Consider the following 21,591-nt stretch of genomic DNA (forward strand, 5'->3'; position numbering starts at 1 on the left):
CTCAGGTTTTGTTAAGCGCCCGCACGGGGTCGAGTCGCGACGCCCGCCACGCCGGTAACAGGCTGGCCACAAGGCCGAGAATGACCACGATGGCCGTCGACATCCACATATCCGAAGTCTGCAGTGCGGGATACAACGTCGTGCCCATGCCCATCATTTCCATGCCCTCGGCGACCATCGAAATATCGATACCGCTCTCCAGCGGCTTGATTGTCAGCCACGCCAGTAAATTTCCCGCCCCCAGCCCCAGCACCAGCAGAAACAGGCTCTCCAGTAAGAACTGCAACATGATGAGCGTCGGCCGCACACCCAGCGCCTGCTGCAGACCGATTTCGCGGGTGCGCTCAAACACCGCCATCACCAGGGTATTTACCAGGCCAAAGGACAGCGCGACAAAAATCACCACCATGAAGATCAGGGTAAACCCGTCCTGCACACCGAGCATGCTGTCCAGAAAGGGCTGGAGTTGCATCCATGACAACACCTCCAGATCATCGCCCGCTGCCTGCTGCAACGCCGGCAGCCAGGCGGACACGCGCCGGTAGTCGCCGGCCGTTACCGCCACTTCCGAGACCTGATCTCCCACGGCGAGCATTTCCTGCAACACGTTGCGCCCGGCATACACCAGTTGATCCTCGGTGCCCTCCAGGCGCGCCCGATAAATACCGACAATCCGCGTACCTCGATCGGCGACATTGTTCTCCGGGTCTTGGGACATGATGACCACACGCTTGCCCAGGTCCGTATCCAGGCGCCTGGCCAGGGAGGCACCGATCACCAGGCCGCGATCTTCAGGGCCATTCAGGAAGCGGCCCTCAACAATCTCATCTGGCAGCGCGCCGACGCCCGCCTCGGTTACGGGGTCCACCCCCAGCAGCGTAACGCCGCGACTCTCGCGTTCACTGGCAATCACCGCCGGTACCCGCACGCGTGCAGACCAGGCGGAGATAGGTACCTCGCCAAGGGCCTCATACAAAGTGCCGGCGGGCATTGGCATGGAGTTCACCACACTGGGATCGGCGCGGTATTGGGGATGGTGTATTTGCGCCTCACCAGGCAGGTTGTGCAATCCGTTAAGCAATACCTGATCTGTCATCCCGCGCATCAGCGCCGACATAAACACCATCGCCCAGACACCGGTGCCAATCGCGAGCAACATGATCAGCGTGCGCCGATGGTTGCGCCACAAATTGCGCCAGGCCAGACGTGCAGTCACATTCAGCGAGCCCGCCACTACACCGCCCTCATCGCCTGCACAGGCTCAAGCTTATACAGTCGCAACGACGGGTAAATTGCGGCCAGCATGGTAAACAGGAACACGGTGGAAGGCCCCCACATCAGAGCCACAAAACTGACCTCGGGGTAAAAGCGGCTGTCCATATTGAACTCCGCGGCCATCTCTTCCATGCCGGGATAACTGAACCCCGCATGCGATAACCACAGCACCACCAAGCCACCGAACAGCAGCCCCAATAACAAGCCCAGCAATGACAGGAGAAACGTCTCGATCGTCACCAGCTTTGCCAACCGACCGGGCCCCATCCCCAGCGCGAGCATGACTCCAAATTCACGGGTGCGTTCCAGCACCGACATCAACTGCGTGTTCAGCACGCTGAATGCCACCAGCACGATGAACACCGCATACATCACCCAACCACTGGCCAGGTCGGAACGAATGGCCTGCCGCAAGCCGGGCTGCAGTGCATCCCAATCCAGTGCCACCAGATTTTGTCCCTCGGGCAGCAGGGCCGCGACACGTTGCACCGCCCCCTCTACCAGTGCCAGGTCCGGCATTCGCACAACCACAGTGTGGCCGTGGTCACCCATGCTGAAAGTCTCCTGAAACCAGGCCAGCGGCACATGGGCTATGCCGCGATCGATTTCATCCATGCCGGTATGCACAATGCCGACCACCGTAGCCAGGCCGGCGGCGAAGGAACCATCCCTGCCACTCCCTAGGAATGTGAGCTCATCGCCTAAGCCAACTTTAAGGTTCTTGGCGAGCACGGCGCCAATCACAATGGCATCGCGATCGTCAGCTGCGAGATAGCGCCCCTCGGACACCAGCCCCGGCAGGCTGGAAACACCGGGCTCCTTGTCGGGTTGCACCCCCGCCAGCAATACCCCGAAAGAACGATCTTCACTGGAGGCCAGGGCGAATGCCTGACCACGGGCCGCCACTGTATCTAAACCGAGCTCATTCGCCACGCTGGCAGCCAGCGCCTCCACGGCGGGCACCGAGTCGCGCATTCGCTGATTCTCAAGGTAATCTTTCTGCTGCACCTGCACGTGCCCCGTGACCATCGCCAGGCTGTTGTTAATCATCATGTCGTAGGTGCCCAGCTGCAGCGAGATCATGAACATCAATAAGGTATTGCAAAACACCATGGCGGCGACCGTCAGCCAGGTGCGGCGACGATGCCGCCACAGGTTTCGCCAGGCCAGGCGCCAGTTAACGTTCACTGCCGGGGATTTCTCAAATTGGAGAGGGTAAACAAGTTACCGGGAAGTTCGATGTCGAAATCCACCGCGTCGGTACGGACCTCTGTCCATTCCTCCGGCGCATCCTCGCGCGACATTCGCAGACGCGTCGCCGTCGTGCGCCCGCCCAGCTCGCGTATCTCGTGGGCCTTCAGCGTTTTTACCAGCACGCCGTCCTGGTCCCAGAACTGCTGCTCGATAAGCACCCAATCCTCGCGCACACTCAGCACTTCCTTGCCCCACACTACGGCTGCCTCTTCGTGGGGAGTGGATTCGATCACCCAGAGTGTCTGGCCGTCATGCTCACCGGTTTCGACTAGGGTGTGGTCGTACTCATCAATAATGGCCGTATCCTTGCTGATATCCTTGTTGGAGAAATCAGAGCCCATCCAGTTCTGGCTCATCATCGACGAGGGCACCTTAATGACGCGATTAATCCGCGGAGTATAGGTCCACATGTTGCCATCCACAGACAAGGTGCCATTGCCGGCATCTTTCTTGGGGTCGGTTACCCGCACCAGAGTTTTCTTGTCACCCTCACTCCAGCCGCGCATGGTCATACTGCGTTCCCAGTCAGGGCGATGAATCACCATGGTCATTTCTGAGTAAGACGTCTGGCCGCGATAATGGTCCATGGCCTTGCGAATAATATCCCGGGCCGCCAAATCATCGCTAGCAACCGCCTGGCCGCCAACGAGCAGCACCAGCAGGGCAAACCATTTCATGCGCAATACTCTTCCAGATAGCATTGGCACAGTATAGACAAAGGCCGGAATCGTTGACCACAATTGCCCTGCAATGCGTTATAAAAGCGCTATGCGTTTCTGGTTCTTCACACTGCTGCTCCTACTGGTCACTGCCTGCGACAGGCCCGACCAGCACACCCCCTACGCCCAATACCTGGCGCGTCTGCAAAATACACTCGACCAGCGGATCAGCCCGCCAACACCCACCACCGGTGTGCCGCGCCGTCCGCGGCCCGGGCAATTGCGCCTGGCAGTGCCGGCTGATGACCTGGATGTTCTGGACTTTATGGAATTGCGTGGCTGTGCGCTGCAAGAAACGATTGGCAAGCGCAACAGTATTCTGGGGCGTCACGCGCGAGACTCACAGCGCCTGCTCCTGGAGCTGGAATTTTTGCGGCTCGCCCCACCCTGCGTAGACAAGCTGATGAGTAACGGACAGCAGGCGCTGGCGGAGCAGTTGCAGCGCAACGTGACGATTAAGCGGGAGCAATTGCCCGCCCGAATTTTCAATGCCACATTGGCCAATGACGAGTTCGGTTCATTCTGGCGTGTGAGTGAAGTCAATCCGAGCTACCCGGAGAATACATCGTCGGTGCCGGTTACCTCCCTGGCGAGCATCAACGCCCTGGCTCGGCAGTGGCTGGCTGGCGACTACCGGGTCGACAACCGAGAATTTGAATTATTGCTGTATGACTTATCCACCGGCGACGGCGCCTCGCTGTGGCTGGCGCTGGACCAGCAGGCAGCCTGGCTGGAGGGCGCAGACCAGGTGCTGCGACAACGGGCGGCCAACGGTCCGCTATGCCAGGGCAGAATCAGGCCAGCGGCTGCGGATGTGCTGCCAACCGTGGTCAGGAAGTTTTTTATCCAGGGAATCCAGCCCCGCGCAGCCATGCTGGGCAGGCGTTATCACGACCTCATGCCCCCGCTGCAAGCACTGGAGGCGCAACTGCAAGCGGTGCTGCCGACAGACTATCGACACTGGCAGCAGGCTCGGGATCGCGATCTGCGCGCCTATAGTGAGGCGCCAGCACGCCACGTTCAGAATCTGCAAAACCTGCTCAAACCCTGCGGCGGCATTAACGGGAACTGACAGCGGTGTCTCCGGTCATAGTTTCCGTTACACTAGATGGCAATAACCATATCCGCTGGAGAACACCATGACTCGCTGGAAGCGCATTTCCGCCACCTTCATCACCCTGAGTATCGCCTTGTTACTCGGCGCCTGTACCACAGCGCCCGAGCCGGTGTTCGACTTCAAGCATGACTACGATTTCAGCGGTGTGCGCAATATCGCTTTCTATAAGGGCTCCGGTGAAGTCAGTGGCGACAACCCGCTGCAACTGAGCGACTTCCAGAAGGAACGTATTGATGATGCCCTGGCGCGCGCACTACAGACAAAGGGCTTCAATGTAGTAGACGACGCAAACCAGGCCGACATGCTGATGAGTTGGCACCTCGGCACCCATGAAAAAACCGACGTGCGCACCTACGAAACGCCTGCCACCATGAGCATGGGCTATGGGTACTACGGCGGTTATAACCGCTACAGCATGTACAACTGCTGGAACTGCACTAACACCGAAGTACGCGTCAGCAACTATACCGAGGGTACGTTTATCATCGACATGATCGACCCTAACCTGCAAAAGAGTGTATGGCGCTCGGTAACTCAGTCCAAGCTCAAGGGCAAGAAACACGAGGATGAACCAGGCGAGATTGATGAGGCAGCCCAGCGCGTCCTCGCACAGTTCCCACCGCTGTAAACCGCTGACTCATCCAGGCGCCGCGACCGCGGCGCCAGCATCTACCTACAGCGTCACGGGCAATGCACCCGGCGCTACAGCTTCACCCACCAACACCTTTGCCAGCGCCACATAAGCAGGCCCCGGCGCACCGCCAAATCCCTCTGCCGCACCTTCATAGGTAGCAAGTATGCTGTCGGCACAACCGAAAAACTCGGCGGCCCTATAGGGCGAGTACAGCATGGCGACAATACGCTGCTTATCCTGCGCCCCGGCCAGCAAGGCTTTAACAACGGTGGCCGGATGCAGGTCTGGTAGGTCTGGCAAATCTTCAGCACCGCCGGCGACGACCGCGCTGATGGCAGGTTCGCTCACACCCACCACATAGGCATCGCAGGCGGCCAGTTGGCGGCGCTCGGCATCGAGGTCGAAGTTCTCAAGCGACTGCCAGCTGATCGCCAGATCGGGATTCGCCACCTGCAGCGCTGCCGCCAGGGCGCGGGCCGTTGAATCACCCGGCATCAGCAGATGAACGGCGCCTACCTCAGGCCCGAGCACGCCATCACCCTGCAATAGGGTGATACTGCCCGCCGCAATGCGTTGTTCGAGTTTGCGGTGTGAGGCACTGCCGATCACGGCCGGCTCCGCGCCGTGTGGAGCAATCGGATAGGCATGGCGCAGGGCCAGTACACGCTCAGCGGAATCGCGCAGCTCGCGCTCGTCCAACTCACCGCTACGGACTGCGGCTGCGATGTCATCCACGAGGGTGAACATGGCCGCAAGGCTTTGCGCATCGCGCAACAACATTGGCATCAGCGCAATATCAACCCCTGCCCGGAAAGCTTCCAGCACCGCCGCCTGTGGCGTCAGTATGGCGCTGATAGCGCGCATATCCATCGCATCGGTAATCACCACCCCGGCAAAACCCAGCTTATACCGCAACACATCGGTGAGAATGGTCCGGGACAGGGTGGCCGGGCGCACAATATCGGTGCCGGGCAACATGCTGCTGTCCAGCGCCGGATACTGAATGTGCGCTGTCATCACCATGGCAGGGGAAGTCGTGTCGATGACGCTGGCAAAGGGCGCTAGATCCATAGCCTGTGCCTGTGCGCACGTTCGGTCGACCCGCGGCAGGCCGGTGTGACTGTCCTGACTGGTATCGCCGTGCCCGGGAAAGTGCTTGAGCGATGCGGCAACCCCAACCGACTGAATGCCCGCAGTCACCGCGGCTCCCAGTTCCGCTACCAGTGCCGGATCATCACTAAACGCCCGCACGTGAATCACGGGATTGGCAGGGTTGCTGTTCACGTCCAGGCTCGGGACAAAATTACAGTTAATACCCAGCGCCCGAAGCTCTTCGCCCTGGGCGACGGCCATGTCTCTGGCAAGGGAGTTGCGGTCGTCTTCAGGACAGGCCGCAAGCGCCATATTGCCGCTAAAACTGGTGCACTGCCTCCGGGGCAGGCGCGTCACTCGACCGCCCTCCTGATCGATGCCAATCAGGAGCTCGGGCGAGATACAGGCTCGCAACTCATCGGTAAGCTCGCGCACCTGGGATGTGGATGCGAGGTTCTCGCGGAACACAATCACCCCGCCAGGCTGCAAACGAGCAAGGCCGTCGGCCAGCGCCGCCGGCAGGTTGAGCACTGGCTGCGCGCCGTCGCCACTGTCATACAGGCGGATATCCACCATCAACTTGAGTGCGACACACTGCTCAATGGAGATATTGGCGGTTGCGGTCATAGGCTGGGGCTATCCGAAGGGGAAAATGGGGCCACCATAACCCCTCAACCGAAGGGGGTAAACCCGCGCCGCCAAGGTTCACTCTTTCCCGCCATATTGGTACCCTAGCCGCCTCTGCAGGTGCACAGCCTCGCAGCCAGTTTCATGACCCTTCCCCACGGAGCACTCACTTGGATTCAATTATTGTCAAAGGCGGCCGCCGCCTTGAAGGCACAGTCTCAACCAGCGGCTCAAAGAATGCGGCCCTGCCGATTCTGTTTGCATCGCTGCTGGCCGACGGTCGCCACGAATTCGACAACGTGCCCTACCTCAAGGACATTGAATCCACCGAGCAGCTGCTGAACTCCCTGGGCGCCAGCTGCCACCGCGAGGGCGACAAGTTTATTGTGGAGGTTCGCTCCGACGGCGATCACGTCGCCGATTACGATATGGTGCGCAAAATGCGAGCGGGCATTTTGTGCCTGGGCCCCCTGCTGGCCCGCTACGGTGAGGCCAGGGTGAGCCTGCCCGGGGGCTGCGCTATTGGCTCGCGCCCGATTGACCTGCACATTGAAACCATGCGCCGCCTGGGGGCGGACATCACCAGCGACGGCGGCTACGTTATCGCCCGGGCCCAGCGCCTGGAGGGCGGCCGCATTCTGTTTGAGAAGGTCACCGTCGGCGGTACTGAGAATGCGTTGATGGCCGCCAGCCTGGCGAGCGGCACCACCGTCATCGAAAATGCTGCCAAGGAGCCTGAAGTGGTGGATCTGGCCAACTGTCTGATCAGCATGGGCGCAAAGATCACTGGCGTCGGTACCAGTGTCATCACGGTTGAAGGCGTGGAAACGCTAAAGCCCGCCAGACATCGGATTATTCCTGACCGAATTGAAGCGGGCACGCTACTGCTGGCCGGCGCCATTACCGGTGGCACGGTCACCGTCAACCAGTGCGTACCCGAGCACCTGCAATCACTGATCGACAAATTGCGCGACGCCGACTTCCGTATCGACGTGGAAGGCGATGCCATCACCGTGAAAGCCGCCGAGAACTGTCGCGCCGTCGACATTTCGACAGCGCCCTATCCCGGCTTCCCCACCGATTTGCAGGCCCAGCTGATGGCGCTGATGACCCAGGCCAAGGGCACATCGGTGGTCACCGAGGGCATATTTGAGAATCGCTTTATGCACGTTCAGGAGCTGGTGCGCCTGGGTGCAGACATTACCCCCATGACCCAGGTGGCCGTGGTGCGCGGCGAGCGCGGCGGCCTCAGCGGCGCCCAGGTGATGGCCACCGATCTGCGGGCCAGTGCCTGCCTGGTGCTGGCAGGCCTGGTCGCCGAAGGCGAAACCGAGGTCAGCCGTATCTATCACCTCGATCGCGGCTATGAACACCTCGAAAACAAGCTGGCCAGCCTCGGGGCCGATATCCGCCGCGTCACCAACGAACCCCAGTAAGCAATTGATATTTAAAAGCTTTAGCTGAAATCAGGTTTTAATCTAGGCAATTATCCGCCGCACCATCTAGTCATCATGGCGACACAGGTTCATCGGGGCACCCCGCCCCGGCCACAAGGACGCTGGCTGATGATGAGAAGGATTTGCTTGCTGTTGTTCGTCTGCGCGTTGAACGCTTGCAAAGTGGTTGTCGTGGCGCCGGATCACGGCGCGGTTGTCTCCGGCGACCTGACATTTTTCTGCCTGCCCGGAGAACGTTGCGAAATCGACTTCGCACACTTCACGACGGACATGCGCCTACAGGTGGTCGCTGAGCCAGGCTATATGTTCGAGCGCTGGAGCGACGCTCCCAGTCATCTATGCTCAGGTTTCACCGACCCCGTCTGTCGCCTGAACACCAACAACCTCGATCCGCAAAACCCCGGCCACGTCGCCATGCTCGACAGCGAGCACGTGTTCTATGTGGGCGCGGTGATGGTGGTAGACCCCGATGGCCCTGACCCATCCATCATTCTGTTCGACGGCCAGGTATTCGACCGATAACACCTAGCCGTGGATGTCCAGCTTGCGTTTGGGGTGCATGCCTTCAACCATGCCCATAAACGGTGGATGAATCGAGTACCCCAGCATGCTGCGAAGGGTTTCAGACACATTCGCCGCCGTTTCGCGAGACACCGACAAAAAGTAGTTCTCCTGAGTGCGCACCCAGGGCTCACAATACTGGGCGGTGATTGCAAGGCGGCTCTGAGCTGAATAGTTTGCGCCGCCCCCGTGCCAGAGATTGCCCAGAAACAGAATGGCGGAGCCGGCGGGCATAATTGCCTTGACGCAAATGTCGTCGTCTCCGGGAAGCCGCTCTTCTCCCCAGGCATGACTGCCTGGAATCGCGACTGTAGCGCCATTGTTGTCAGTAAAGTCATCTACCGCAAACACCGTGGCCGCAGACAAGGCCGGGCGCGGCCGAGGCCAGGGGTAAAAACCGTCATCGATGTGCAGCGGCTGTGCCGGGGAGCCATCGAGGATATTAATCACCTGCGCCTGGGACAGCAGATAGTTGGGCATTAGCAATCGATCGAGATGCGCGAGAATATGCGGGTGTTCAATAAACCGATCCGCGGCACGCAGTTTCTCGGGCACACCATAAATGCGCTGGGTACGCTCGCCCTCGAAAGAATTACGGCCCATCTTCTCAAGATAAGGGGCGGAAGTATCGCGCAGTAACTGCAGCTCATCGGCACTGACCAGGCCGTGCAGGATAATGTAGCCGTCGTGCATTAACTGGTCGTGTTCACGTTGAATCTGGTCCGGGTCAAGACCTGCAGCTTGCTCGCGCTTAGTGATACCGTGGGTGCGCGCAAGATCTGAACCCAAGTACTCACCGATGGACTCAATTTGCCTGAAACGCGGATCGTCGCGCCCACTATCCTGTGCACTCATACACCTAACTCACTCGTTGCCAACTGACCAGGGCCACTAATCTACCACTACCGCTGGTGCGTACACACTCGTGAATGTAAGCACAGAGGTGACACGTGGATGATGTTGCGATCGATCTTATTGTGCGTGGCCATATTACTCATACCCAATATGGCTAAAGCACTGGAAGAACCCCACTGGGATTTGCTGGACACGCTCGGTGACGTCGAGCTGAGGCGCTATGCTCCCAGCATCGAGGCGCGCACGCCGCTACGCAGCGGTCGCGAGAGCAGTGGCGGCTTTCAGCGACTGGCGGGCTACATTTTTGGTGGCAACGACGAGGGAGCGAAGATTGCCATGACCGCCCCGGTTGGCGAGACCCTGTCGGGCGACAATCCGGTCATGAGTTTCACCATGCCCGGAGCCTATAGCATGGACGATCTTCCGACCCCAGAGAACGGTAGTGTGACTTTGCACGAGACCCCGGAACGGCTGGTAGCAGCAGTGACCTTTTCCGGGTGGGCCACCAGCAGCAAAATTAACCGCTATCGTCGCACCCTGCTCACCACACTGAGCGAGAACGGCATCAACCTGCGGGGCGAGCCTACCCTGAATCAGTACAACCCACCCTGGACCCCACCGTTCTTGCGGCGCAATGAGATCGTCGTCGAAATCGAGGCGGCCACCTCTACGGACTGAATCGGACAGGCCTGTGCCTGTCCGATAGCCCCCCATACTTGCAACCTCACAGGCACCAGTGTTTTTATGGCCAGCAGTAGCTGCCATGCACACCATTGCTGAGTGAGAACGCACCATGTACGAACCCGGATGGACATCACTCCTTCCTCCCCTGCTGGCCATTGGCCTGGCCCTCTGGTCGCGCCAGGTCTATCTGGCCCTGGCAGGTGGCATATGGCTGGGAGCCACGCTGCTGGCGGGCGGCAACCCGCTCTCCGGGCTGGCGGATGCTATCGAGAGTATTATCGCGGTGCTTGGCAATGCCGGGGACGCCAGAGTCATTGCCTTTACGCTGCTCATAGGCGCCCTCATTGCCACCATTGAGGCCAGCGGTGGCGTGCGTGGTTTTATTGGCTGGCTGGAATCCAGACGCTGGGGTAACAGCGGCAAGCGAGCCCAGTGGCTGGCGTTTTTCAGCGGCATTGTCATCTTCATCGAATCCAATATCACCGTACTGGTGGCAGGCACCGTGGCCCGGCCGCTGATTGATCGCTACCGTGTCGCCCGGGAAAAACTCGCCTACATCATCGATTCAACCTCAGCGCCCATTTGTATTCTGATTCCGCTCAATGCCTGGGGCGCTTTCAATCTCAGCCTGCTGGGCAACCTGGATGTAGACAATCCACTGGGCGTATTCGCCGAGTCCATCAGCATGAATTTCTATGCCTGGTTTGCCGTGGGACTCACCGCACTGGTCATCGCCTTTAACTGGAATATTGGCCCCATGCGCGAAGCGGAGGCACGGGCTGCCTCCCAGGATCCAGTGTCAGAGAGCGACAAAGAAACCGAGGGCGGCAAGGCCATCAATATGGTACTGCCGCTGATCGTGCTGATTACCACCATGCCGCTCGGACTTTGGATTACCGGTAAGGGCAACCTCGCCCAGGGTTCCGGCTCCACCTCAGTACTGTGGGCGGTACTGGCAGCGCTAGCCTGCACCTGGCTGCTGATGCTGGGCCAACGGCAGATGAACGTTTCTCAGCTCATGGATATTTTCCTGGAGGGTGCGGGTAGGTTGTTGCCGATGGCCATCATTCTGTTGCTGGCCCTGGCGCTGGGCGACACCGCCAAGGCACTCGGCACCGGCCCCTGGGTCGCCTCGCAAATTCCACAGGATCTGGCCGCCAGCCTGTTGCTACCTGCGGTATTCCTGAGCTCGGCATTTATCGCCTTCTCCGTGGGATCCAGCTGGGGTACGTTTGCCATCATGATTCCCATTGCCATTCCGGCCGGCATGGCCCTGGGGCTGCCACCGGCACCGTTTCTTGCGGCGGTGCTGTCCGGGGGCATTTTTGGTGATCACTCCTCACCCATCAGCGATACCACCGTGATCTCCTCGCTGGCCTCAGGGTCTGACCACATCGCCCACGTGCGCACCCAGTTACCCTATGCCCTGCTCGCCGGCGGCTGTGCCACCGCCGCCTTTGCACTGCTGGGCATGTCGATCTAGCGATTTCGCACTGAATACAGCCACCGGACAGGAGCACACAACATGCTTATGCGTTTCCTGATGACTCTGCTGCTACTTGGCGTTAGCGGTAAGACCATCGCTAATGAGGTGCTGGTCAATCTCATCGACTACGCCCCGGACATCAGAACTGACATCCGCTACCATGGCTCTGACAATTTCAGCGGCCGGCCTGTAGATTGCTATGAAGCTCTGCAAGCACACGCGAGCCAGCAAGCACCGCTTGCGCCGCCGTATCTGCATTGAATCGTTGTGTCGCGTCGGTCTGGGCGTCGGGGGCGTCGCTCTTGGGGTCCAGCGGCGGCTGACCGCCGGCGGGTGATGCGATAGTCAATTCGACACCGGCGTCGAGCATCCGGTAATAAGGGGCCGCAAACTCCTCCAGCCAAAATCCAGTTTTCTCACCTGTATCACCCAGTTTATCGTGTGAAGTCAGTACAATGAGGATATTCATAAGTTTTCTCCCGTCGCAGAATTTAAATTTGATACACGCAATTGAGGCGCTGAACAGATTCTTCCGCGCACTGTAGAGCTGAAAACCAGCCCGCTTTACATATTTGTATATTCACGCTGCGCTAATATCACCTACCATAGGAGTGACATGACTAGGAGACATTGTGAATATCCTGCTGATTGAGGACGACCTGGACACTGCTGAATTCGTCACTCGCGGTCTGCGCGAGCAGGGCTACGCAGTTCAACACGAGAGCGACAGCCCTTCGGGCGTGTTGGCCTCAGCATCTGGCGACTTTGATGTCATCGTGTTCGATCGGCTACTTCCAGGCATGGATGGCATTGACGCTGTACGCATTTTGCGGGGTAGCAAACTGGATACGCCCATACTCATGTTGACCGCCCTATCGGGTATCGATGACCGTGTGGCAGGACTAGAAGCTGGCGCTGACGACTATATGGTCAAACCCTTCGCCTTTTCGGAATTACTCGCCCGGGTCAGGGCTCTGGCCCGGCGCAAGCCCCTGCTCAAAGATGAGATTGAGCTCCAAGCGGGAGACCTGGCCTTGAATCGGGCATCGCGCACTGTCCAACGCGCAGGCCAAACTATTGAGCTTCTGCCGCGTGAATTTCAAATCTTGGAGCTTTTTCTCATGCACCCGGGCCAAGTTATCACCCGCACTATGCTACTGGATCGCGTTTGGGGTTATACCTTTGACCCAAAGACTTCGCTCGTGCAAACCCACGTCAGTCGCCTGCGTACAAAAATCGACAAACCGTTCACCACCGAGCTGATTAAAACCGTGCGTGGCTCTGGATACATGCTGAAGGCGGATTGAGCCAGTGTTCAGATCTTCGGTCTTTCGCCTGACACTATTAGCATCACTTGGCTTTTTCCTGGTGGTGATACTGCTGGGTGGTTTTCTGGGTGCCCTTAGCCTGAAGGACATAGAGGCCCGCGAGCAGGAAGAACTGCTCGACCACCACGGGTGGCTTACCGAGTTGCTCGCGGAAGACGGCCTCGATGCCCTGGCGAATGAACTAGGCGAAGAAAACGAGCCCTGGCTTCAACCCGATGAGGAGGCTTTCTGGATCTTAGAAGACGGAGATTTCGCCGCCCTGATTAGTGGCATCGATGGAACGCCGCTGCTGGGCCTACCATTTCTGAAAGATGCACCCACAGGCCTGTCCGAGCAACTTTTTTACTTTGAGGATTTGGATGAGGAACTGGAGACGCGGGTCTATCGCGGGGACGCGGTCCGTGATCACGTGATCACCGTGGCCCGTAATCGAAGCTGGGATTATTTCGTCCTCAAGGATACGCTGAACGCAGGTCTATTCTTCCTCATCATTATCAGCATTCCACTATCACTGGTGATAGGCTATGCGTTGAGCAAGCGGGTTCACAGGCGCTTGGATGACCTCGCCATCGCAGTGGAGCAGATAGGCATGGGTAACTCTGATCAACGCGCATCTGTGAGCAAACACAATGACGAATTTGACACGCTTGCGACTCAGGTCAACTCCATGCTGGATCGGCTCGAGGCGATGCATCGCAATATCGAATCCGTCTCGATAGGCATAGCCCATGACATTAAGACACCTCTGTCGCGCATTTCCAATCGTCTGCAGCTTATGCACCAAGATTTGGCAGACCCGGTGGCACTAGAGGCGCACCTGACCAGTGCCGAGCAGCAAGTACAGACTGTATTGCAGGTATTCAGTAACTTACTCCGGCTGAGTGAAATCGAGTCAGCTGACCGTGGCAAACGCTTCAGCGAGGTTGAGCTTTCCACTCTGGTCGAAGATGTCGTTGAAAGTTACCAACCAGTGTTCGTCGACGCCGGCCGCAGGCTCGAGCCGGCGATCCTGCCCGATCTAAGGATTGAAGGTGACACCAACATGCTGACACAAATGCTCACCAACCTTCTGGAGAACAGCATTGAACATGGGAATCCCGGAGGAAAAACCTGGGTTCGTCTTCAGAGTTCCAAAAGCGGCGTTCTACTCCAGGTGGGCGACGACGGCCCCGGCATTCCCCCAGAGCATCACTCACAGATTTTCGAACGTTTCTATCGCGCAGACGCGAGCCGCTCGGAACCGGGGAACGGCTTGGGCCTTGCCATCGTTCGCTCTGTCTCTCAGCTGCACGGTGCCGACATCACACTACTACAAGGCCAGAAAGGCACGGTGTTTGACTGTATCTTTCCCACCAATCCATAGGGCGCCGGACTGCAAGGCGCGATCGGCATGAACTTATACAGATATGTATAAATTCACGCTCCTCTTTGTAATCCCACAGGGACCGAGGACGGCATAAACTAGGGCCAGCCCAACATCGATTGCCTATGCAGGAGATTCAGGATGCCCGATTGGAAAACGCTAATTATTCTCTGCGGAACCACTGCTCTCGCGTCTTTACCGCCCGTACACGCCGCAGACGACGCTTTCGTAACACCGAAAACGACCGCTCGATTTTTAGCGCAGGCCACTTTTGGTCCCAGACCAGACGAGATCAGCCGCCTGGCCCAGACCAGTGCCTCAGCGTGGTTCCTCGACCAACTGCAAGAGCCGCCCAACTATCTTATGCCGTTTCTACTCGAGTATCGTCAGAACACTCCTGAAGCCGAGGAGGAAGTTGTTCTGCTGGAGAACGAGGCCGCCACGTTCGGTTTCTGGCGCAACGCCATTGTCGGTCGGGACCAATTGCGACAACGCATGGCATTTGCCCTGTCTGAGCTACTTGTGGTTTCCAACAGCGGTGGCGGACTCCTCACGGACATTCCCGATGCCGTCGTTTACTACCAGGACCTGCTGATTGAGCACGCTTTCGGCAATTACCGTGATCTGCTGGAGGCAGTGACTTACGCACCCGCGATGGGACACTACCTGACCTACATGGGCAATGAGAAGGGGGACCTGGAAACCGGTCGCGTCCCCGACGAGAACTACGCCCGCGAAATCATGCAGCTCTTCACAATTGGACTGCTCGAGCTGAATGCGGATGGCACGCCGCGCACGGATACTGAAGGCCAGCCTCTCGAAACCTACAACAACGAGGATGTCACCGGGCTCGCGCGAGTATTCACCGGGCTTAATATCGATAAACGCTACTTTGACGGCGATGACGTTGAAGACGCTGATGGCATCGCATTCGCCGTACCGATGGTGATCTACCCAGACAGTCACTCAGATCGTCCGAAGCAGTTTCTGGGCACCAGCATCGCAGCTAATACGCCGGGCAAGCAGAGCATCGATGCTGCATTAGACCACCTTTTCGCCCATCCTAACGTAGCACCTTTCGTCGGTCGCCAGTTAATACAGCGGTTTGTGACCAGTCATCCTACTAGCGGCTATACAAAACGCGTGGCCAGTACTTTCGAGCGCGGCCGGTACACATTGCCTGACGGCACACGGGTGGGTACTGGTCGGCGAGGCGACCTGACAGCAACTCTGGCAGCTATACTGTTTGATCGCCAGGCGCGTAATCCCAACGGCCGAGTCACGGGGAAGGTACGCGAACCGATTCTGCGTATGACCCATTGGGCCAGAGCCTTTAGGGCCAAACAGGTAACGCCCGAATACTCCTGGGCCCTGTGGGACACCAGCGAGGCTACCGCGCTCGGTCAGCACCCCTACAGGGCACCCTCGGTATTCAACTTTTTTCGCCCCGGATACGTGGCACCGGGCACACTGACGGGCAGCCGCAACCTGACGGCACCTGAGCTACAAATTGTGAACGCCAGTTCAGTACCCGGCTATGCCAACTTCATGACGCCGTTCATCTTTAACGAGGCCCGCGAGACGGATGTAGAAGAGTTGCAAGAAGAGTATGACGAAGAAGGGCTGCCGCTCAATGCAGAACTCGCCCTCACCAGTTTCGAACCAAACTACAGCAGAGAAATCCAGCTGGCGAATAACAGCAACGCTCTCCTCAATCGCCTTGACATCATTCTCACCCACGGCCAGCTGTCGGGAGTTACTCGAGCGCAGATAAAACGCGTCCTTGCAGAGATTCCTCCAGAGGATAATGAACTGCGCGAACTGCGCGTGATGTTCGCGGTAATGATGATTATGACCTCCCCCGACTACCTTGTAATTCGCTAGGAGAACGCCATGCCAGTTTCTCGAAGAAAATTCCTGAACCTCAGCGCTGGCTCGATCGCTGGCGCGTCCTTAGGCGGTATATCGACTGCACTATCTGGAATCCAGGCCCAGGCAGGGAATACCAGTGGCTACAAAGCGATGGTCTGTGTATTCCTGTTCGGCGGTATGGACAATCACGACACCATCATCCCCTACGATCAGGGCAGCTACCAGCGCTGGGCGAACATTCGCTCCTCACTCATCAGAGCACAGGGCGCCAGCCGCGCACGCGACAACCTGCTTCAGCTTTCAAATGAAAAAAAACTCGGCTTCGGCAGCCGGAAGTTCGCATTGCCTCCGGAGCTGGCAGGGCTGCATCGGCTCTATGAAACTGGCAATGCCGCTGTTATCGGCAACGTCGGCCCACTGTTGACGCGCACTGATCGCAGCAGTTTCACCAACGAACTTGTCCCACTTCCTTCACGCCTCTTCTCCCATAACGATCAGCAGGCAACCTGGATGGCGGGCGCACCGGAGGGTGCCCAATTTGGCTGGGGTGGCCTATTCGCAGATGCAATGCAACAGTCGGGTGCCAACCTTGGCGCGGCCTTCAGCACCGTGACCACCGGCGGTAGTGCGCTTTTCATCACCGGCCGTGAGACGGCTCCCTACCAAGTAGGCGAAGAAGGTGCCTCCCAGCCGTGGGTTCTAGAGTACACCGAAGAAAAGCTTCGAGACGAACTACGCAGACACTTTCGCGCAGAACGATATAACCGCGGCAATTTCCTGCGCAGGGACATGGCCAGTAAAGTTCACGCCTCGTTCGATGCCAATGAGCTTTACAACATCGCCACTCAGAAAATCGACGCATCGAACGAAACGCCTTTCCCGTCCACACCGCTTGGTCAGCAGCTGCGATCGGTGGCTAGAACCATCGCCGCCAGAGCACATTTGGGCGTGCACAGACAGATTTTCACGGTCGCCATGGGCGGCTTTGACACACATTCTGGCCAGGCTCAGGATTTGCCTGCGCTGCAGACAGCTCTAGGTGACGCGATCGAGGCATTTTATGGGGCCATCGATGGTATGGGACTGGCCAACGACGTGACCCTTTTCACCGCATCCGACTTTGGCCGCACACTAGCGATCAACGGTGATGGCACCGACCACGGCTGGGGTGCGCATCACTTCGTTGTCGGCGGCGCAGTCAAAGGAAAGCAGATTTTTGGGGACATTCCTGAAGCGGAATTTGATCACGATCAGGACGCCGGCGGTGGCCGCCTGATTCCCACTCAGTCCGTAGAGCAGTTTGCAGCTCCTCTGGGACGCTGGTTCGGACTGGGCGAGAACGACCTCGCCAACGCCTTGCCCAGGCTTAGCAATTTTGGAGAAGGAGTGCAGTTTTTGAGTTGATTCGGGGTACTATAGCTCGGCTCAAAACAAGCTGCTCTGTTGTGGCATTGGCCAGGCAGGAAGACCGGGAAGATCAGCTACTTTCCCTCGTAAAGCGTCGTGGAAAGTCGCGGCGAATTCAGGGCAGTGCTGGTTATTGGGACAGTGCATCATGAAGTACACCGTGCACCCTGCGGAAAGGTAATCCGAGCAACGCTGCAACCACTCATCGACATATGGGGCGTTCAGATTCTGGTCAGGATGCAGGACCACCCTCGCGTAAACTAGGCCGTTGTAAACTGTGTCTAATAGCGGCACGTCTGGCTTTTTATGGCGCGCGGCTAAGACCTCGGGGTGCCGTATGTCTTCATTATAGATTGGCCTACTGTCGAACATCACTCGACCAGCGCCGGTTCGCTCTAACAGAGGCTCCAGCAGCTGTGGACAATAGAAGAATTCCGGGTGGCGCACCTCCAGCACATACCGAAAGTCGGCCGGTAAGGCCGCGAACAATCTTTCGAGCACGGCCAGCTCCATCGGGCCCAGCGTGGCAGGACATTGCACTAGGAAAGGTCCGAGATGATCGCCTAAAGGCTCCAGCACACGAAGAAATGTGCTCAGTACGATCCAGTCTGGCCTGCGCTCATGGGTGACGGAGCGCGGCAGCTTGAAGCTGAAGCGGAAGTCCGACCCCGCAACTGCCTGCTGCCAACGGGCAACGCTGGCCTCATCCGGCACCCGGTAAAAGGTGGTATTCCCCTCAACAGTATTGAAGACACTGGCATAGTGCGCCAGGGAACTTCCTCCCTCAGGAAAGTAGCTGCCAGACCAACCGGGAAACGCCCAAGCCGGCAAGCCAAGAAAATAGCCCAGCTTTGGCTTCAATGGCTACCCGTGATCGCGTAACGTTGGAGGACCTCGATTGACACAACCTGCAGGGCGCTGGCATCGCAGGCCTCCAGAATCACTTTTGGGGCCGTGCCCGCCTCGTGCGCCTCACGCCAGCGCAGAGCACATAGGCACCAACGATCACCCGGCTGCAGGCCTGGGAAGTCGAACTCAGGCCGCGGAGTGGACAAGTCGTTGCCAAGCTGCCTGGTAAACGCCAGGAACGCCGCTGTCATCTCAGCACAAATGACGTGCCGCCCCCTGTCATGCTTGTCCATGCGGCAAAAACCATCGCGATAGAAACCTGTTCTGGGTGCGTGACAGCACGCGACTAGTGGCTTACCCAGCACGTTCTTACGCGTACCGGGCTCGGGCTGGCTATCTGTCATGGGTTGTCGTCCGGCAGACTAATTGTACTTAATATACGCTAGCCTCAGGATCACAGATGAACGTATTTAAGCCGCGCCACCAGGAAAATATCCGTGAATAGTGAATTTGTGGCCTCATAGACAGACCTCCAGCGAAAAATTCTGCAGCGAGCACACTCCGGCGACGTGACGCTGTTTATCCCGGCGAAAGAATGTGTAAGTGTTGCTCTGCCAGCCTTAGCTTGTTTCGCAGTCATTCAGGCGAAACGCTGCAAAGCGCCTGCGCATGGCACAAGTAGTCCATGGCCAGTTACTACTGTTTCGGCCATTGCTATCCATAAAGTAACTGGAACAGCCGCCGCTATTCCAGACTGTGCCTTGAAGCGCCTGTTGTAACTCTACGTTGTAGTCCCTGTTTTTCTCGGCATAAACTTGCAGCTTCACCACCTGCCGGCGCCTTGCCTGCGTCAACGTGCGAATGATCAGTTTAAGCTGCGCCTCAATAATCACAAACGCCGAGGAGAACGTATAGAGATTCGGACCAAAGGTAAGAAAAAGGTTTGGACAATCCTCGGCAAGGGTGCCGAGATAAACATTAGGACTTCCAGCCCACTGCTGCGCCAGCGTCTCACCGCCAGCACATACAATTAGCTCTGCTATCGGCGGGTTGGCCACCTCGAATCCAGTCGCGAATATGATGACATCGACCTCATGGGTCGAGCCGTCCGCGGCGACCAGTTGACCATCTTCGATATGGCTGACGCCGTCGGTTACCGTGACATTGTCGGAAGCCAGTGCCGGATACCAGGTGTTGGACTGCAAGATGCGCTTGCAACCTATCGTATAGTCGGGCGTCAGCTTTGCGAGCAGTGAGCTATCGTTGATTGCCCTTTCCATGTTGCGGATACCCGCCGACTGCAATCGTCGGGTAAAAGTCGACCATTTCAGGCCGCTGTTAAGCAGCTCAAACTGGATATAGAGCGCCTTTCTTAGCAATCGCTGCAAAAAGGGGAAGCGCTCAAATCGGCGTTGCCACGCGGGCGATATACGCACATCCAGCTTGGGCAGCACCCACGGCGGAGTTCGCTGAAATAGCGTCACGTGCTGCGCCTGTTTGCGAACTACCGGAAGGAACTGTATAGCTGATGCTCCGCTGCCAATAACCGCAACACGCTTGTTGGAAAAATCGTAACTTTTAGGCCATTGCGCAGAATGGAAACGATCACCGCTGAATGTCTCCATTCCCGTGATTGTGGGCGTTACGGGCACGTGCATCGGACCGGTGGCGGCAATGAAGTAACGGCAGCGGTACCTGCCCGTAGCGGTGTCGAGGAGCCACTCATTTCTGGCGGAATCCCAGCGCGCCTCATACAACTCGCTGTGAAAGCGTATAGAGTCATGCAGACCGTATCGGCCTACCGTATCTTTTGCGTATTGTTGAATTTCTACCTGGCGCGCATAAAAATGCGACCAGTTAGCTTTAGGCGCAAAGGAGAAAGAGTATAGGCTCGAAGGTATATCACAGGCGCAATCCGGGTAAGTATTTTCTCGCCACACGCCGCCTATGTCTGCTGCTTTCTCGAGAATAACGAAGTCAAAGTTGGCTTCCTTAAGCTTGATTGCGGCACCAATACCTGCAAAGCCTGCGCCAACGACGATCACCTCCACAAAACTTGCCTCGTCGCTATCGCAAGCATTTGCTTCGGACTCTACATCACTCACGGCTTGAAGAACCCCAACTTCCATTTATCCATAAAGGGCCTGTGAAAAAATCGATAGAGAACGCTAGTTTCTTCGGCCTCGCTTTTGCGCCAGCCGTAAACCTCGGGCCGCTCTGTCGATATCACCAGCTTCTTCCACAGCAACCAATCATAAAGCGCGATAAAATTCTGAAAGTTTTTCCCCGAGTTGCTGCTGCGACTATGATGATGGTGGTGCTGATTCGGAAATACAAACACATGGCAAAGCGCATACATGGTTTTCGAAATCAGCGGACTTCTGTGCTTCAATAAGGTCATGTCATAGGTCAGGTTGGCATGATTATGAATGCCCCACAGACTCTTCATCGAGGTGCCCCAAATCCAGACCTCCCACAGCCCGAGGTATAGGCAGAACGTACCGAACCAGTAGTTGGGTAACGAGAACGGCCACCCCCAGCTTACAACAATGGTCTGAGAAGCCCCGATCTGCCCTTTACCATCGGGGCCGCCGTTAGTGTGATGCAGCCGGTGAGCACCCTTGTACCAGCGCTGTATCACTGCAAGCCACTTGTTTTTCGCGCGTTTCGCGTGGGCAAAGTAGTGTACAGAGCCGTGCAGCAGCTCATCGATAAGAACAAAGGCAACAATCAAAGGCACCAAATAAGCGTCCTGCCAGTGCCCGTAATTACCCTCTAGACCTGGCATCAATGTACGGTATGTGAAGTATGAGCACACAATCAGCATTGGCCGCTCAACGAACTGCAGCCAGGCAAACGAGATACCGAAGATTTGCCAGTCCTTGAAGGTTTTGCGGCCATCGCGGTAGCGGCCGCGCAGCCCCTCATAGATGATATAAAACCCGAACAACCCCAGTGTTATGTAGGTGAACTGGTCGTTAACGCTGCCTGACTCCATCACAACCTTTACC

Annotated in this window: 20 protein-coding genes; 10 read left to right on the top strand and 10 right to left on the bottom strand. The window is 57.6% G+C overall.

The window, feature by feature from the left end; genetic code table 11:
* Position 1 precedes the first annotated feature (1 nt).
* From A3709_RS14035 to A3709_RS14045, 3 genes are read right to left on the bottom strand one after another with little or no spacing between them, the layout of a single operon-like run.
* Positions 2-1,234, bottom strand: a complete 1,233-nt coding sequence (locus A3709_RS14035; protein ID WP_066055741.1) for an FtsX-like permease family protein — start codon at positions 1,232-1,234, stop codon at positions 2-4.
* Positions 1,234-2,463, bottom strand: coding sequence for an FtsX-like permease family protein (locus A3709_RS14040; RefSeq protein WP_082850114.1), 1,230 nt, complete (start codon positions 2,461-2,463; stop codon positions 1,234-1,236). The genes A3709_RS14035 and A3709_RS14040 overlap by 1 nt, the downstream gene beginning before the upstream one ends.
* Positions 2,460-3,206: an outer membrane lipoprotein-sorting protein gene (locus A3709_RS14045; RefSeq protein ID WP_066055744.1), complete on the bottom strand. Its 747-nt coding sequence runs from the start codon at positions 3,204-3,206 to the stop codon at positions 2,460-2,462. The genes A3709_RS14040 and A3709_RS14045 overlap by 4 nt, the downstream gene beginning before the upstream one ends.
* Before the next feature lie 73 nt (positions 3,207-3,279).
* On the opposite strand from A3709_RS14045, the gene A3709_RS14050 reads away from it, so the two are divergent.
* On the top strand, positions 3,280-4,320 hold the full coding sequence (locus A3709_RS14050) for a DUF3080 family protein (protein WP_231871185.1): 1,041 nt from the start codon (positions 3,280-3,282) through the stop codon (positions 4,318-4,320).
* A gap of 67 nt (positions 4,321-4,387) precedes the next feature.
* The gene (locus A3709_RS14055; protein WP_066055747.1) at positions 4,388-4,993 is read left to right on the top strand and encodes a DUF4136 domain-containing protein; all 606 of its coding nucleotides are present in this window, start codon (positions 4,388-4,390) and stop codon (positions 4,991-4,993) included.
* Positions 4,994-5,038: 45 nt separating this feature from the next.
* Here the strand turns inward: A3709_RS14055 and A3709_RS14060 are convergent, their stop codons facing one another.
* The gene (locus tag A3709_RS14060; protein WP_066055750.1) at positions 5,039-6,718 is read right to left on the bottom strand and encodes a glycoside hydrolase family 3 protein; all 1,680 of its coding nucleotides are present in this window, start codon (positions 6,716-6,718) and stop codon (positions 5,039-5,041) included.
* A 170-nt stretch (positions 6,719-6,888) separates the two neighbouring features.
* Here A3709_RS14060 and murA point away from each other — a divergent pair, with 170 nt between their 5' ends.
* Positions 6,889-8,154, top strand: a complete 1,266-nt coding sequence (gene murA, locus A3709_RS14065; protein WP_066055753.1) for a UDP-N-acetylglucosamine 1-carboxyvinyltransferase — start codon at positions 6,889-6,891, stop codon at positions 8,152-8,154.
* Positions 8,155-8,283: 129 nt separating this feature from the next.
* Positions 8,284-8,697: a hypothetical protein gene (locus tag A3709_RS14070; protein ID WP_156507765.1), complete on the top strand. Its 414-nt coding sequence runs from the start codon at positions 8,284-8,286 to the stop codon at positions 8,695-8,697.
* Between the two features lie 3 nt (positions 8,698-8,700).
* Here the strand turns inward: A3709_RS14070 and A3709_RS14075 are convergent, their stop codons facing one another.
* Positions 8,701-9,591, bottom strand: coding sequence for a phytanoyl-CoA dioxygenase family protein (locus A3709_RS14075; RefSeq protein ID WP_066055759.1), 891 nt, complete (start codon positions 9,589-9,591; stop codon positions 8,701-8,703).
* A gap of 99 nt (positions 9,592-9,690) precedes the next feature.
* Here A3709_RS14075 and A3709_RS14080 point away from each other — a divergent pair, with 99 nt between their 5' ends.
* Together A3709_RS14080 and A3709_RS14085 are read left to right on the top strand one after the other, a co-directional pair.
* Positions 9,691-10,269, top strand: a complete 579-nt coding sequence (locus A3709_RS14080; protein ID WP_066055762.1) for a heme-binding protein — start codon at positions 9,691-9,693, stop codon at positions 10,267-10,269.
* A 115-nt stretch (positions 10,270-10,384) separates the two neighbouring features.
* Positions 10,385-11,758 carry a Na+/H+ antiporter NhaC family protein gene (locus A3709_RS14085; RefSeq protein WP_066055765.1) on the top strand — a complete coding sequence of 458 codons (1,374 nt, stop codon included), beginning with the start codon at positions 10,385-10,387 and terminating at the stop codon, positions 11,756-11,758.
* A 178-nt stretch (positions 11,759-11,936) separates the two neighbouring features.
* Here the strand turns inward: A3709_RS14085 and A3709_RS14090 are convergent, their stop codons facing one another.
* Positions 11,937-12,230, bottom strand: a complete 294-nt coding sequence (locus tag A3709_RS14090; RefSeq protein WP_197484194.1) for a hypothetical protein — start codon at positions 12,228-12,230, stop codon at positions 11,937-11,939.
* A 163-nt stretch (positions 12,231-12,393) separates the two neighbouring features.
* Here A3709_RS14090 and A3709_RS14095 point away from each other — a divergent pair, with 163 nt between their 5' ends.
* From A3709_RS14095 to A3709_RS14110, 4 genes are all read left to right on the top strand, one after another.
* Positions 12,394-13,068: a response regulator transcription factor gene (locus A3709_RS14095; protein WP_066055768.1), complete on the top strand. Its 675-nt coding sequence runs from the start codon at positions 12,394-12,396 to the stop codon at positions 13,066-13,068.
* Between the two features lie 4 nt (positions 13,069-13,072).
* On the top strand, positions 13,073-14,452 hold the full coding sequence (locus A3709_RS14100; RefSeq protein WP_066055771.1) for a cell wall metabolism sensor histidine kinase WalK: 1,380 nt from the start codon (positions 13,073-13,075) through the stop codon (positions 14,450-14,452).
* A gap of 141 nt (positions 14,453-14,593) precedes the next feature.
* Positions 14,594-16,336: a DUF1800 family protein gene (locus A3709_RS14105; protein WP_082850115.1), complete on the top strand. Its 1,743-nt coding sequence runs from the start codon at positions 14,594-14,596 to the stop codon at positions 16,334-16,336.
* Between the two features lie 9 nt (positions 16,337-16,345).
* Complete coding sequence (locus tag A3709_RS14110; protein ID WP_066055773.1) at positions 16,346-17,728, top strand: DUF1501 domain-containing protein; 1,383 nt, start codon at positions 16,346-16,348, stop codon at positions 17,726-17,728.
* 21 nt (positions 17,729-17,749) lie between these two features.
* On the opposite strand, the gene A3709_RS14115 is transcribed toward A3709_RS14110, so the two are convergent.
* The 4 genes from A3709_RS14115 to A3709_RS14130 all read right to left on the bottom strand — a co-directional run bounded on the left by A3709_RS14115 (position 17,750) and on the right by A3709_RS14130 (position 21,578).
* Entirely contained in the window at positions 17,750-18,592 is an 843-nt protein-coding gene (locus A3709_RS14115) for a DUF72 domain-containing protein (protein ID WP_066055777.1), read from the bottom strand.
* Complete coding sequence (locus A3709_RS14120) at positions 18,589-18,984, bottom strand: DUF2237 family protein (RefSeq protein WP_066055780.1); 396 nt, start codon at positions 18,982-18,984, stop codon at positions 18,589-18,591. The genes A3709_RS14115 and A3709_RS14120 overlap by 4 nt, the downstream gene beginning before the upstream one ends.
* A gap of 216 nt (positions 18,985-19,200) precedes the next feature.
* On the bottom strand, positions 19,201-20,685 hold the full coding sequence (locus A3709_RS14125; RefSeq protein ID WP_231871186.1) for an NAD(P)/FAD-dependent oxidoreductase: 1,485 nt from the start codon (positions 20,683-20,685) through the stop codon (positions 19,201-19,203).
* On the bottom strand, positions 20,682-21,578 hold the full coding sequence (locus A3709_RS14130; RefSeq protein WP_066055783.1) for a hypothetical protein: 897 nt from the start codon (positions 21,576-21,578) through the stop codon (positions 20,682-20,684). Before A3709_RS14130 ends, A3709_RS14125 begins: the two co-directional genes overlap by 4 nt.
* Between the last annotated feature and the right edge of the window lie 13 nt (positions 21,579-21,591).

It is taken from the genome of Halioglobus sp. HI00S01 (assembly GCF_001635445.1).
GTDB lineage: Bacteria > Pseudomonadota > Gammaproteobacteria > Pseudomonadales > Halieaceae > Halioglobus > Halioglobus japonicus.

Excerpts from the sequence above, each read along its gene's own strand:
- A3709_RS14085 (WP_066055765.1), top strand. The coding sequence starts at position 10,385 with ATGTACGAACCCGGATGGACATCACTCCTTCCTCCCCTGCTGGCCATT.
- A3709_RS14045 (WP_066055744.1), bottom strand. The coding sequence starts at position 3,206 with ATGAAATGGTTTGCCCTGCTGGTGCTGCTCGTTGGCGGCCAGGCGGTT.
- A3709_RS14055 (WP_066055747.1), top strand. The coding sequence starts at position 4,388 with ATGACTCGCTGGAAGCGCATTTCCGCCACCTTCATCACCCTGAGTATC.
- A3709_RS14080 (WP_066055762.1), top strand. The coding sequence starts at position 9,691 with ATGATGTTGCGATCGATCTTATTGTGCGTGGCCATATTACTCATACCC.
- A3709_RS14075 (WP_066055759.1), bottom strand. The coding sequence starts at position 9,591 with ATGAGTGCACAGGATAGTGGGCGCGACGATCCGCGTTTCAGGCAAATT.
- A3709_RS14070 (WP_156507765.1), top strand. The coding sequence starts at position 8,284 with ATGATGAGAAGGATTTGCTTGCTGTTGTTCGTCTGCGCGTTGAACGCT.
- A3709_RS14105 (WP_082850115.1), top strand. The coding sequence starts at position 14,594 with ATGCCCGATTGGAAAACGCTAATTATTCTCTGCGGAACCACTGCTCTC.
- A3709_RS14050 (WP_231871185.1), top strand. The coding sequence starts at position 3,280 with ATGCGTTATAAAAGCGCTATGCGTTTCTGGTTCTTCACACTGCTGCTC.
- A3709_RS14060 (WP_066055750.1), bottom strand. The coding sequence starts at position 6,718 with ATGACCGCAACCGCCAATATCTCCATTGAGCAGTGTGTCGCACTCAAG.
- A3709_RS14090 (WP_197484194.1), bottom strand. The coding sequence starts at position 12,230 with ATGAATATCCTCATTGTACTGACTTCACACGATAAACTGGGTGATACA.
- A3709_RS14130 (WP_066055783.1), bottom strand. The coding sequence starts at position 21,578 with ATGGAGTCAGGCAGCGTTAACGACCAGTTCACCTACATAACACTGGGG.
- A3709_RS14110 (WP_066055773.1), top strand. The coding sequence starts at position 16,346 with ATGCCAGTTTCTCGAAGAAAATTCCTGAACCTCAGCGCTGGCTCGATC.
- A3709_RS14120 (WP_066055780.1), bottom strand. The coding sequence starts at position 18,984 with ATGACAGATAGCCAGCCCGAGCCCGGTACGCGTAAGAACGTGCTGGGT.